Origin of the sequence: Klebsiella sp. HN106, assembly GCF_051209435.1 — a bacterium.
Lineage (GTDB): Bacteria > Pseudomonadota > Gammaproteobacteria > Enterobacterales > Enterobacteriaceae > Klebsiella > Klebsiella oxytoca.
This window is the reverse complement of the sequence record NZ_JBLURD010000002.1, coordinates 472,352-484,517: the sequence shown is the minus strand read 5'-3', so window position 1 is coordinate 484,517 and position 12,166 is coordinate 472,352. Positions and strand designations below refer to the sequence as shown.

Here is a 12,166-nt window from a genome sequence, read left to right as displayed (position 1 = left end):
GTAGCCCGGACAGGCGCGTCAAGCGCCGCCTCCGGGAAACAACCTGCGATGCAGTTACAGAATATCCCTCCCCATTTTCATCCATTTTCCTGCCAGAAGTGATCTCGCTTGCAATGTGAGATAAATCCTTGCCGTCAGGCGACATCTGCAACGTTTCAGAGTTGTTAAAACTCGTATTGTGTTCTAGAAACAAATTGTAACATCCTGATTACCCTACCTGTGGAACACAATGATGAATAATTCAGGGAAATACCTCATCTGGACACTGCTCTCCGTTATCGGAGCCTTTGCCCTGGGCTATATCGCGCTAAACCGGGGTGAGCAGATTAACGCGCTATGGATTGTCGTCGCGGCAGTCTGCGTCTATCTGATCGCCTATCGCTTCTACGGCCTGTATATCGCCAAAAACGTGCTGGCGGTTGACCCGACGCGCATGACTCCGGCGGTGCGTCACAACGACGGCCTTGACTACGTTCCGACCGATAAGAAAGTGCTGTTCGGCCACCATTTTGCCGCTATTGCCGGCGCAGGGCCGCTGGTTGGCCCGGTGCTGGCGGCGCAAATGGGCTATCTGCCGGGAATGATCTGGATCCTGGCGGGCGTGGTGCTGGCCGGGGCGGTACAGGACTTTATGGTGCTGTTCGTCTCAACCCGTCGCGACGGACGTTCGCTCGGCGAGCTGGTGAAAGAGGAGATGGGCCCAACCGCCGGGGTGCTGGCGCTGGTGGCCTGCTTTATGATCATGGTTATTATCCTTGCGGTGCTGGCGATGATCGTGGTGAAAGCGCTGACCCACAGCCCGTGGGGCACCTACACCGTGGCCTTCACCATCCCGCTGGCGATATTCATGGGCATTTATATTCGCTATCTGCGCCCCGGGCGCATTGGCGAAGTGTCGGTGATTGGTCTGGTGATGCTGGTGTTCGCCATCATCTCCGGCGGCTGGGTGGCGGAAAGCCCGACCTGGGCGCCGTGGTTTGATTACACCGGCGTACAGCTTACCTGGATTCTGGTGGGCTACGGGTTTATCGCCGCCGTACTGCCGGTCTGGTTGCTGCTGGCGCCTCGCGACTACCTCTCTACCTTCCTGAAAATCGGCACCATCGTCGGTCTGGCGATTGGGATTCTGATCATGCGTCCAACGCTGACGATGCCGGCGCTGACCAAATTTATCGATGGCACCGGGCCGGTATGGAGCGGCAGCCTGTTCCCGTTCTTGTTTATCACCATCGCCTGCGGCGCGGTTTCCGGCTTCCATGCCCTGATCGCTTCCGGCACCACCCCGAAAATGCTGGCCAACGAAGGCCAGGCGTGTTTTATCGGCTACGGCGGCATGCTGATGGAGTCCTTCGTAGCGATCATGGCGCTGGTGGCGGCCTGTATTATCGACCCGGGCGTCTACTTCGCGATGAACAGCCCAATGGCGGTGCTGGCTCCGGCGGGCGTGACCGATGTGGTGGCGTCGGCGGCGCAGGTGGTGAGTAGCTGGGGCTTTACCGTAACCCCGGATACGCTCAATCAGATCGCCAATGAGGTAGGGGAACAGTCGATTATTTCACGCGCGGGCGGCGCGCCGACGCTGGCGGTGGGCATGGCCTATATCCTCCACGGTTCGCTGGGCGGCCTGATGGACGTCTCTTTCTGGTACCACTTCGCGATTCTGTTTGAGGCGCTGTTTATCCTGACCGCGGTGGATGCCGGCACGCGGGCGGCGCGCTTTATGCTGCAGGATCTGCTTGGGGTGATCAGCCCGGGGCTCAAGCAAACCAGCTCCCTGCCGGCGAACCTTCTTGCGACCGCGCTGTGCGTGCTGGCCTGGGGCTACTTCCTGCATCAGGGCGTAGTTGACCCACTTGGCGGCATCAACACCCTCTGGCCGCTGTTTGGTATTGCCAACCAGATGCTGGCAGGGATGGCGCTGATGCTCTGCGCGGTGGTACTGTTTAAGATGAAGCGCCAGCGTTATGCCTGGGTCGCACTGCTGCCAACCTCCTGGCTGCTGATCTGTACCCTGACCGCGGGCTGGCAGAAGTCGTTCAGCACCGATACCAAAGTGGGCTTCCTGGCGATTGCCAACAAGTTCCAGGCGATGATTGACAGCGGCAATATTCCGCCGCAGTACACCGAGTCGCAGCTGGCGCAACTGGTGTTTAACAACCGTCTGGATGCCGGGCTGACCATCTTCTTCATGGTAGTGGTGGTGGTTCTGGCGCTGTTCTCAATTAAGACCGCGCTGGCGGCGCTGAAAGAGGACAAACCGACGGCGAAAGAGACCCCTTACCAGGCGATGCCAGCTGATGCTGAAAGCCTGGTCACCCAGGCGAAACGCGCCCATTAAAGCGTCATTTTATTGCCCTCCTTCTTGAGAAGGAGGGCGGTTAGCGGAGTTGGAAATGTTTGATACCCTATCGAAAGCAGGAAAATATCTGGGCCAGGCGGCGAAGATGATGATCGGCGTCCCGGATTACGACAACTACGTGGAGCACATCCGCGTGACCCACCCCGAGCAAACGCCGATGACCTACGAAGAGTTTTTCCGCGAACGTCAGGACGCACGCTACGGCGGTAAAGGCGGCGCGAAGTGCTGTTAACCCTCTTTCGGCAGATACAGGCTGATCTGCTCCTGCGTACAACCGTAAATGGCCGCCAGCTTTTCGCGAGTGCGCTTTTGCGGGCGGGAGTCGATAGCTTCTAGCTGGGAAACCGCAGACTGGCTAATCCCGAGCTTATTGGCCACCTCCTGCTGCGACAGGCCGCGCAGAATGCGCCAGGCCGCCTGCAGGCTGACTTTCTCTTTATCCATGATGTCGCAGACGTCACCCGGCAGCATCACGTTGTCGTAGATATCGTGTTCTACCGGAATATCTTCAAGATCGGCTTCCGTTTCATCATCCAGCTCGGCTAGCTGCAAACACATCTGGAAGTATTCGTCGTAGGGGATCACCGCGTACTGCGCTTTCCCTTCATCATCCTTAATTATCTGAACAGCCATATGGCAAATTCTCCTCATGCAAATAGGTTGTGAGGTTCTGCGCTTAACGGATACGATAAACAGGTCGTTCAGCGTCAGCCCCTGACGTGTGAAAATGATCCGATAATCCCCTACCCGAAGACGGTAATGATTCTCTGGTTTAGATAATTTCTGACATCGGGCCGAGGAGCCGTACGGTCACCTAAATCAGCTAGCCTGCTTTTGATTCTCTGCTGATAGCGATAATCGATATTTGCCAGTTCCTTTTTTGCCACTTTTGACCAGATGAGCATGCTATGTACCTCCACTGTACACCTCAGTTGAACATAAGAGAATAATAAGTTTATAAGATAAGTTTGCTATTTTCTTATAAGGGTAGCCTAACGCAGAATCGTCATCTGGCGAAGGCAGAAACATCGGCTTTGCGAGGTGGCTCGAAAGCGCCTCCGCCGGGCGGCAGAGGCGAATAAAACGGGGATTAACCGGCGAAACGTTCGACCTTCTCAAACGCCGCGCGCAGGGTTTCGGCGTTCAGTTCAACCGGCAGAAAATGGATAGACTCCACCGGGCGCAGGGTATGGGCAATCACCTTATCCAGCTGTTCGCGGTTATTGATATCCACCTCCAGCGCCGCCAGGGTGGTTGGCAGATTAAAGCGCTGATACGCCTGCACCAGCTGTGCCAGCACGTCGTCCTGGCCGAGCAGGGCGCTCTGGACCAGAATACCGTAGGCGACTTTGGTCCCGTGAAGATACTTCTCGGTCTGCGGCAGCACCGTCAGCCCGTTATGCACCGCATGGGCGGCGGCGACGCGGGTATAGCGCTCGCCGAGCCCGCCGACCATACCGCCGCCGGCGACGATCGCATCCACGACGTCGCGGAAAGCCTGGGTTAGCTCGCCGCGTTGCTGGTCGGCCAGCGCGGTTTCGCTGCTTTCCAGCAGTACATCGCGGATGGCCAGCGCGCCGTTGATGCCAAGACGCACGGTGAGCGGCAGCGTCTCCGGCTGCGGGGCCAGCACTACCGCTTCATACCATTTCGCCAGCGTATCGCCGATGCCCGCCAGCAGATATTCCGCCGGCGCGTTAAGAATAATGCGCGGCTCCACCAGTACCAGAAAGTTGGCATCGTCGAAGATTTCAAACTGCAGCGCCTGACCGGCATCGTTATACCACACCGACAGCGGCGTCCAGGCCGCGCAGGTGGCGGCGATGGTGGGGATAGCCACCACCGGCAGGCCGAGGCGTCGGGCCAGCGCCTTCGCGGTATCCAGCAGCGCGCCGCCGCCTACGCCAATTACCACCGACCGATCGTCGCCGGACGCGCGGGCCAGCTCGCTGACATCGCTTTCGCTACAGTGGCCTTTAAAGAGGATTTTTTTGGCTCCGGGAGCGTTAAACGCTGCCGGCAGAAAAGCCTGGGCGCCTGCGATAGCCCGCTCGCCGTAAACCCACACCGCACGTGAAAGCTGTTCTTCGCTATAAAAATCCTGCAGCCGGGCAAGGCTGCCGGGATGGGAATAGTAGTTGGCGGGGCCGGGGACCACGCGGATATCACTATGACTCATTCATGCTGTCCTTGTTCTGTTTCGCTAACCCGATGTTATGTCTGGACATCCAGATGGCTAATATTATTTCGCTTTATCTTATGCCTTTTATGCATTTGTCAGTCAAGGGCAGCTATGAAAAATTCGTTAAATCAGAAGATTAATCGACAGGGTGCAGGGGATGACCGGCAATCGCCTTGAGATGCAAAATATTAGCCTGGCCTTTTCCGGCTTTCGGGCGCTCAGCAACGTGGCTTTTACCCTGCAAGGGGGCTCGGTGCATGCGCTGACCGGCGCTAACGGCGCAGGCAAGTCCACGCTAATGGCGGTGCTGTGCGGCACCCACGCCCATTACGAAGGCGAGGTGGTGATTAACAACCAGCCGGTGAGCATTCGCTCGCCGCGCGATGCTAAACAGCTGGGGATTCATCTGGTGCAGCAGGAGGTAGACGTGGCGCTGGTTCCGGGCCTGAGCATCGCGGAAAACATCATGCTCGACAGGCTGGCGGAACCGGGGCTCGCCTTCCGCTGGGGACGGCTGCGCCAGCTGGCGCGCGAGGCGCTGGCTCAGCTTGACGTCAGCCTCGACGTGCGCCGCTCCATCGACAGCTGCACGCTGGCGGAAAAACAGCAAATCCTGCTGGCTCGCGCCCTGTCGCATCACTGCCGCTTTCTTATCCTCGATGAGCCAACCGCGCCGCTGGACCAAAACGAAAGCGAGCGCCTGTTTGCGGTGGTTCGCCGCCTGCAACAGCAGGGCCTTGGCATTGTGTTTATCTCGCACCGCATTCATGAATTAAAAGCCGTTTGCGACACCCTGACGGTGCTGCGCGACGGCCGACTGATTGAGAGCGGGCCGATGGCCGATCTCAGCGGCGAACAGATCGTCGAGAGAATGCTCGGTCATGAGCTGAGCGATATCTTCCCGCCGAAGCGGCCGCCCCATAGCGATGAGGTGCTGCTACAGGTGGAAGGGCTGCACGACGAAGGGTTATTGCAGGATATCTCCCTGCGTTTGCGCAAGGGAGAGATTCTGGGGATCGCCGGACTGGCGGGCGCCGGCAAAACCGAGCTGTGCAAGGCGCTGTTTGGCGCCAGCAAAAGTCGTTTGACGCGCGGCGAACTGAATAGTCAGCCGTGGCGACCGCGTGACCCGGCGGACTCGGTAGCGCGCGGCCTGGCGCTGGTGCCGGAAGAGCGGCGCAAGGAGGGCATTTTTATCGAGGAGCCGGTGGCGATGAATCTGGCGGTCAGCGCCGATAGCAGCTTCTCCCGCTGGAGCCTGTTTGGCCATCGTCAGGCCTGGCGCTGGGCGGAAGAGGTGATTGCCCGCGTAGGCATTCGGACTTCAGGCCCGGCGCAGAGCCTGCGCCGGCTCTCCGGCGGTAATCAGCAAAAGGTAGCGATTGGCAAATGGCTGCGCGGCAACGCCAACGTCCTGATTTTCGATGAGCCGACCAAAGGGGTCGACGTCAAAGCCAAAACGGATTTATTCAATGTGATCGACGGCCTGGCGCGGGAAGGCAAAGGGGTGATTTACGCCTCGGGCGAATTCGCCGAGCTGGTCGGCCTGTGCGATCGCATCTGCGTGCTGTGGGACGGACGCATCGTGGCGGAAATTGCGGGCGCGGAGGCCCGGGAAGAAAACATTCTTTATTACTCCACCGGAGGAGCAGCAGCGTGAGTAAAGCCCTGGCAGTTAACGCGGCGGTTTCTGGCCGTCAGCGATTTTTCGATTTTCTCTACAAATGGGGCATGTTGCTGACCGTCGTCCTGCTGATCGCCGTTTTTGGTCTGGCATCGGACAACTTCCTCGACCCGTTTAACATCATCAATATCCTGCGATCTATCGCCATCGTGACGGTGATCGCTATCGGCGTATCGATATCCCTGACCATCGGCGGCTTCGATTTGTCCGTAGGCTCCACCGCCTCGCTGGCCAATGCGCTGGTGATTTCGCTGTTTGTCTGGCACGGCTTCGGCACCACCGAGGCAATTCTTGTCACCCTCGCGCTCTGTACCTTAGTGGGGCTGTTCAACGCGTTTCTGATCGTGATCCTGCGTATACCCGACATGCTGGCGACGCTTGCCAGCCTGTTCGTGATTCAGGGCGTGGCGATGACTTACAGCTACGGCGGGTCGATCACCGAAAATATGGTGCTGCCGAGCGGCGATATGGCGGAAGGCGCGATTCCGGCGGCGTTTGGTTCGCTCGGACAGGTGCCGACGATAGTCATTATTATGCTGGTGGTGACCGTTGTCGCCCAGCTGGCGCTCTCCTTGACCATTCACGGCCGGCGGATGTACGCCATCGGCGGCAATCCGGAAGCGGCGCGCCTCTCGGGTCTGCGGATCACCCGGTACAAAGTTGCCGCTTACGTGATTGCCTCCCTGCTGGCGGGGCTCGGCGGCATTCTGCTGGCGTCGCGCATCGGCTCATCGCAGGTGAACGCCGGCGGCGGCTATCTGATGGATGCGGTGGCGGCGGCGTGGATTGGCTTCTCGCTGGCCGGTTCCGGTAAGCCGAATGCGCTCGGTACGCTGGTGGGGGCGGTCATTTTAGGCGTGCTCTCCAACGGCCTGGTGATGCTCTCGGTGCCGTATTACGCGATGGACATTATTAAAGGGCTGGTGCTGGCTGGCGCGCTCGCACTGACTTATTTTCAGCGCCGTACCTAAAATTTTACAGGGTAAACACTATGAAAAAGATAACGCTTTCACTCATCGCGCTGGGATTGTTTAACGCGACGGCAGCTTTTGCTGAAACCCCGGCGCCGCTTCCGACAGCGATCGCCGACCATAGCGGGCCGATTCGCATTGCGGTGATCCGCAACCTGGGCTCCGACGATAACACCACCCAGTTTGTCTCCGGAGCGGTCCAGGAGGGCAAAAAGCTCGGCTTTAAAATCAGTACCTTCCTCAGCAACGGTGATGACGCCAAATTCCAGGACTTCGTTAACCAGGCGATTAGCCAGAAATACGACGGCATTATCCTTTCTCAGGGGCGCGATCCCTACGCCACTGCGCTGGTGAAAAAAGCGGTGGACGCCGGGATCAAAGTCTCGGTCTTCGATACCGCGGTAAACGGCCAGATCCCGGGCGTCACCGTCACCCAGCAGGATGACGCTTCCCTGACCGAACTCTCCTTTGGCCAGCTGGTGAAAGATTTCAACGGCAAAGCCAATATCGTCAAACTGTGGGTTGCAGGCTTCCCGCCGATGGAGCGTCGCCAGGCGGCCTACCAGACGCTGCTTAAACAAAATCCCGGCATCAAAGAGCTGGAATCGATCGGCGCCGTCTCATCCGATGTGCAGGGCGATACGGCCAACAAGGTTGGCGCGATCTTAGCGAAATACCCGAAAGGTAAAATTGATGCTATCTGGGGAACCTGGGACGCGTTCAGCCAGGGCGCTTATAAAGCGCTGAAAGAGAACGGTCGCAGCGAGATCAAACTCTACAGCATCGATATTTCTAACCAGGATCTGCAGCTGATGCGCGAATCCGGCAGTCCGTGGAAGGTGAGCGTAGCGGTGGATCCGAAGCTTATCGGCGCCACTAACGTGCGTCTGATCGCCAATAAGATTGCCGGCGAACCAACCCCCGCAACCTACGACTTTAAAGCGGCGGCGATTCCGCAGGCGCTGCTGGCGGCGCAGCCGGGAGCGGTCAACGTCGCTTCGCTGGGTAAAATTATTCCAGGCTGGGGCCAGACTGAAGACTTTATCGCCCCGTGGTTTGCCACTCTCGAAGCGAAAAACAAATAATAGCGTCCGGCGGCTGTCAGGTACCCTCTGCCAGCGGTAGAAGGGAACCAGCGCTGCCCGGCAACAGGAGGTTATGTGGCTGAATTACCGCGCCCGGAATACAGCCGCAATATGCGGCTGATTGGACATAGCGATCAGGGAGGACGCCCGGACGGCGTCCAGCTGATGGTACATCGGGGTTATGCCTATATTGGCCATATGGTATCGCAGGGCTTTTCCGTAGTGGACGTACGTGACGCGAAAAGTCCGCGAACGGTCAATTACATCGCCGCGCCACCCGGTACCTGGAACGTCCATTTACAGGCGCACGACGATCTGCTGCTGGTGATCAACGCCCGGGATCTGTTCGCCGATGCCCGCTTCGCCGACGAGAAGGTTTATTACACCCGTTCGGTGGGCGAGACGGTCAGCGACGTACGGGAGAAGGGCTGGAGCGCCGGGCTGCGGATTTTTGATATCTCCACCCCGGATAAACCGCAAGAGATCGCCTTTCTGTCGCTTAACGGCATCGGTATTCACCGAATCTGGTACGTCGGCGGGCGCTGGGCCTACGTTTCCGCGCTGATTGACGGCTTTAGCGACTATATTTTCCTGACTATCGACCTGGCCGACCCGCGTAAGCCGGAAGTTGCCGGGCGCTGGTGGCTGCCGGGGATGAACCAGGCGGCGGGGGAGACCGCGCAGTGGCCGGAAGGTAAGCGCTATGCCCTGCATCACGCGATTATCGCCGGCGACACCGCCTACGGCAGCTGGCGCGACGGCGGCCTGACCCTGCTCGATGTGCAGGATCGCTCTCAGCCGAAGCTAATCAGCCACCGTAACTGGAGCCCGCCGTTTGGCGGCGGTACCCACACCGCGCTGCCGCTCCCGGACCGGGATCTGCTGGTGGTGCTTGATGAGGCGGTACTGGATAACCAGCAGGATGGGGAGAAGCTGATCTGGCTGTTCGACATTCGCGAGCCGACAAATCCGGTGAGTATCGCCACTTTCCCGCAGCCGGATGAAGCTGATTACGTGGCGAAAGGTGCGCACTTCGGTCCACATAACCTGCATGAGAATCGCCCCGGCAGCTTTGTCAGCTCAACGCTGATTTTCGCCACTTATCAGAACGCGGGCGTTCGCGCTTACGATATTTCCAACCCTTATCGGCCGGTGGAAACCGGGGCGCTGGTGCCCGCCGCGCCGGCGAAAATGATGGATACCCGCCCCGGTCGTCCGCGGGTGATCCAGTCCTGCGATGTGTTCGTCGACGCTCAGGGAATAATCTACAGCACCGACTATAACGGCGGGCTGTCGGTGATTGAGTATCTGGGGTAGGGGATGGGGGGGTGTTGCCTTCCCGGGTCGCGGCGCAAACGCCTTACCCGGGCTACAGACGGTGGTGCCCCCGTAGCCCGGACAGATGCGAAGCATCGCCTCCGGGGAAAGAGGCCAATACCCGGAGGCGGCGCCTGACGCGCCTGTCCGGGCTACCGGCCCACAGACGGCGGTGCACTCGTAGCCCGGCTAAGCGCAGCGCGAGCCGGGAAAGGCTGGACGGAGATTCAACCGTACTGGCGAATTCGCGCAATCAGCTCATCCACGCTGTCGATGCGATCGGAAATCACAATCAGCGCTTTACCCAGGGTGATGGCGTGGCGCAGGCATTCATGACGCATGGCTTCGTCCGGGATAGCGTCGATATCCGCCACGTGCGATAGCCCGACGCTGCGGCGAATCAGCTCGGTGCCGCAGAAGCCGACCGCGTCGGCCCACACTTTTTTCAGAAACGCGGAGGCATAGCCGGGCCAGGCCAGCGCCACGTCGCGGGATTTCTCCGCCGCCAGCGCCTGGAAACGCTCGGCAAAGGTGGTCCAGAACTGCTGTATATCGTTGAGGCGCTGTTCGCGAGCGGCGGCGGCATCGCGAATGCCCAGATGCCCCGGCAGACCGCAGTAGTTGAGCAGCAGGTTGCCGATGGCGGTGCCGATATCGAAGCCAATCGGGCCGAAAAAACCGAACTCGGCGTCGATGGCCTTAAAGCTGCCTTCGGCGACGAAAATTGAGCCGCTATGAATATCGCCATGCAGTAACGCTTCGGCATGGGAGAAGAACCGGTGCTTGAGCGCGGCCACCGCCAGCTTCAGCTGGGCATCTTCTCGCAGGGCGGCGACGTCGGTTTCCAGCGCGGTTGGATAGCTGTTGCGCTCATGAACCTGATACGGATCGTTAAAGAACAGATCCTCGGTGATTTCGCACATCTCGGGGTTGATAAATTGCGCCACCTGGGCCTTTTTCTCGTGAGGATGCAGATAAAAGTCGCTGGTGTGGAACAGCGCCTGGGCCAGGTATTCCCCCAGTTGGCTGGCGGCGCGCGGGTAGTAAACGTTGTTAATCAGCTCACCGCGCCAGATGCGGTGATCGGAAAGATCTTCCATCACCATCACCGCCAGCTCGGGATCGAAATGCACAATCCGCACCGTGTGCTGCGGGCAGTGCTGATGGTGAGCCACCAGGGTTTGCGCCTCAAGGCGCGCGCGGTCAAGGGTCAGCGGCCAGGACTCTCCTACGCAGCGCACGTAGGGCAGCGCCTGCTTAACGATAATCCGGCTCACGCCCTCGGTATCAAAAATTTTAAACACCAGGTTGAGGTTGCCATCGCCCACTTCCTGCGCGGACACCAGTTCTGTCGGATTATCGATACCGCCAAATTGTTGGGCGTAAGCCACCGCATCGCTGGCCGTGAAAGTATGGTATTGCGACATTGCCTCGATCCTCAAAATTCTGATTAAGCCGTTCAGACGTCTATACTTCTGGATTTCATCCTGACACAATGTGATACAACAACGCAACAGGGATTTAACTAAATGCAGACACTACAGACCACCAGCCTGCGGGTAAGCGAAAATCAGCTCTTTATTCTTGACCAGCAGGCCTTACCGCAGGAAAAACGCTGGCTGGCGGCGGATAACGTCGAATTGCTGGTGGACCATATTCACGCCCTGCGGGTACGCGGCGCGCCGTTGATTGGCCTGTCCGCCAGCCTGCTGCTGGCGCTGCTGGCGCGGCGCGGTCTGACCCGCGATGCGCTATCTGAGGCGCTGGAGACGCTGCGCGCCGCGCGTCCAACGGCGGTGAACCTGATGAATAATCTGGATCGCATGAAGCTGGCGCTGGCGGAGGAGCACTATCCGCAGGCGCTGGAAGCGGAAGCGCTGCGCCTGATCGTCGAGGATAAACAGCTTTGCGCCAGCATCGCCGAGGCGGGCAGCGCGCTGGTGACGCCGGGTAGCCGCCTGTTGACCCACTGCAATACCGGCGGCCTGGCGACGGCGGGCGTCGGCACCGCGCTGGGGGTGATTGCGCTGGCGTATCAGCAGGGGAAAGTGGCAAACGTCTGGGTGGATGAAACGCGCCCTCTGTTGCAGGGCGGGCGCCTGACCGCCTGGGAGCTGGGTGAGCTGGGGGTGCCGTATCGGCTGATTACCGATTCGATGGCCGCCAGCCTGATGGCGCAGGGCCAGGTCGATGCGGTTTGGGTGGGCGCTGACCGTATTGCCGCCAACGGCGACGTAGCCAATAAAATCGGCACCTATTCGCTGGCGGTTCTGGCAAAATATCACCAGATCCCGTTTTACGTAGCCGCGCCGCAAACTACCCTGGATCGCCATTGCCCGAACGGCGCGGCGATCCCGATTGAGCAGCGGGCAGCCGCCGAAGTCACCGGCGTCGCCGGCAGCTTTGGCGCGGTGCAGTGGGCGCCGAAAGAGGCTGCGGTTTACAATCCCGCGTTCGACGTCACGCCCGCAACGTTAGTCAGCGGCTGGGTGCTGGATAGCGGCGTGGTCACCCCGGAGCAGGTCGCCGCCGGGGCCTTCAAACCAGAAAAAGCCTGAACCTGAGCCA

10 protein-coding genes and 1 pseudogene are annotated in these 12,166 nt (G+C 59.4%); 7 read left to right on the top strand and 4 right to left on the bottom strand.

Annotated features, from left to right (window positions below):
• Window positions 1–232: 232 nt before the first annotated feature.
• Entirely contained in the window at window positions 233–2,338 is a 2,106-nt protein-coding gene (cstA, locus tag ACSIPU_RS08950; protein ID WP_032727939.1) for a pyruvate/proton symporter CstA, read from the top strand.
• Window positions 2,339–2,393: 55 nt separating this feature from the next.
• Window positions 2,394–2,591 carry a YbdD/YjiX family protein gene (locus ACSIPU_RS08945; RefSeq protein ID WP_004100083.1) on the top strand — a complete coding sequence of 66 codons (198 nt, stop codon included), beginning with the start codon at window positions 2,394–2,396 and terminating at the stop codon, window positions 2,589–2,591.
• Here ACSIPU_RS08945 and ACSIPU_RS08940 read toward each other — a convergent pair.
• The 3 genes and pseudogenes from ACSIPU_RS08940 to ACSIPU_RS08930 all read right to left on the bottom strand — a co-directional run bounded on the left by ACSIPU_RS08940 (window position 2,588) and on the right by ACSIPU_RS08930 (window position 4,538).
• Window positions 2,588–2,992 carry a helix-turn-helix domain-containing protein gene (locus ACSIPU_RS08940; protein ID WP_004100084.1) on the bottom strand — a complete coding sequence of 135 codons (405 nt, stop codon included), beginning with the start codon at window positions 2,990–2,992 and terminating at the stop codon, window positions 2,588–2,590. The two genes, ACSIPU_RS08945 and ACSIPU_RS08940, sit on opposite strands and share 4 nt — an antisense overlap.
• Window positions 2,973–3,264 (bottom strand): annotated as a pseudogene (locus tag ACSIPU_RS08935) (type II toxin-antitoxin system RelE family toxin). Before ACSIPU_RS08935 ends, ACSIPU_RS08940 begins: the two are co-directional and overlap by 20 nt.
• A gap of 185 nt (window positions 3,265–3,449) precedes the next feature.
• The gene (locus ACSIPU_RS08930; RefSeq protein WP_004100087.1) at window positions 3,450–4,538 is read right to left on the bottom strand and encodes an oxidoreductase; all 1,089 of its coding nucleotides are present in this window, start codon (window positions 4,536–4,538) and stop codon (window positions 3,450–3,452) included.
• A 160-nt stretch (window positions 4,539–4,698) separates the two neighbouring features.
• Here ACSIPU_RS08930 and ACSIPU_RS08925 point away from each other — a divergent pair, with 160 nt between their 5' ends.
• From ACSIPU_RS08925 to ACSIPU_RS08910, 4 genes are all read left to right on the top strand, one after another.
• Window positions 4,699–6,201 (top strand): sugar ABC transporter ATP-binding protein, encoded by a 1,503-nt coding sequence (locus ACSIPU_RS08925; RefSeq protein WP_004100089.1) that lies wholly within the window; start codon window positions 4,699–4,701, stop codon window positions 6,199–6,201.
• Window positions 6,198–7,196: an ABC transporter permease gene (locus tag ACSIPU_RS08920; RefSeq protein WP_196557919.1), complete on the top strand. Its 999-nt coding sequence runs from the start codon at window positions 6,198–6,200 to the stop codon at window positions 7,194–7,196. Before ACSIPU_RS08925 ends, ACSIPU_RS08920 begins: the two co-directional genes overlap by 4 nt.
• A gap of 20 nt (window positions 7,197–7,216) precedes the next feature.
• Window positions 7,217–8,281, top strand: coding sequence for a sugar ABC transporter substrate-binding protein (locus tag ACSIPU_RS08915; protein WP_004100093.1), 1,065 nt, complete (start codon window positions 7,217–7,219; stop codon window positions 8,279–8,281).
• 75 nt (window positions 8,282–8,356) lie between these two features.
• A complete protein-coding gene (locus tag ACSIPU_RS08910) occupies window positions 8,357–9,598 on the top strand; it encodes an LVIVD repeat-containing protein (RefSeq protein WP_017146376.1) in 1,242 nt (413 codons plus the stop codon).
• Window positions 9,599–9,825: 227 nt separating this feature from the next.
• On the opposite strand, the gene mtnK is transcribed toward ACSIPU_RS08910, so the two are convergent.
• The gene (gene mtnK / locus ACSIPU_RS08905) at window positions 9,826–11,025 is read right to left on the bottom strand and encodes an S-methyl-5-thioribose kinase (protein ID WP_196557917.1); all 1,200 of its coding nucleotides are present in this window, start codon (window positions 11,023–11,025) and stop codon (window positions 9,826–9,828) included.
• A 102-nt stretch (window positions 11,026–11,127) separates the two neighbouring features.
• Here mtnK and mtnA point away from each other — a divergent pair, with 102 nt between their 5' ends.
• A complete protein-coding gene (mtnA, locus tag ACSIPU_RS08900; RefSeq protein WP_435321875.1) occupies window positions 11,128–12,156 on the top strand; it encodes an S-methyl-5-thioribose-1-phosphate isomerase in 1,029 nt (342 codons plus the stop codon).
• Window positions 12,157–12,166 lie beyond the last annotated feature (10 nt).

What these genes read in the sequence shown, in the direction of transcription:
- cstA (WP_032727939.1), top strand. Translation starts at nt 233, where the DNA reads ATGAATAATTCAGGGAAATACCTCATCTGGACACTGCTCTCCGTTATC.
- ACSIPU_RS08945 (WP_004100083.1), top strand. Translation starts at nt 2,394, where the DNA reads ATGTTTGATACCCTATCGAAAGCAGGAAAATATCTGGGCCAGGCGGCG.
- ACSIPU_RS08940 (WP_004100084.1), bottom strand. Translation starts at nt 2,992, where the DNA reads ATGGCTGTTCAGATAATTAAGGATGATGAAGGGAAAGCGCAGTACGCG.
- ACSIPU_RS08930 (WP_004100087.1), bottom strand. Translation starts at nt 4,538, where the DNA reads ATGAGTCATAGTGATATCCGCGTGGTCCCCGGCCCCGCCAACTACTAT.
- ACSIPU_RS08925 (WP_004100089.1), top strand. Translation starts at nt 4,699, where the DNA reads ATGACCGGCAATCGCCTTGAGATGCAAAATATTAGCCTGGCCTTTTCC.
- ACSIPU_RS08915 (WP_004100093.1), top strand. Translation starts at nt 7,217, where the DNA reads ATGAAAAAGATAACGCTTTCACTCATCGCGCTGGGATTGTTTAACGCG.
- mtnK (WP_196557917.1), bottom strand. Translation starts at nt 11,025, where the DNA reads ATGTCGCAATACCATACTTTCACGGCCAGCGATGCGGTGGCTTACGCC.
- mtnA (WP_435321875.1), top strand. Translation starts at nt 11,128, where the DNA reads ATGCAGACACTACAGACCACCAGCCTGCGGGTAAGCGAAAATCAGCTC.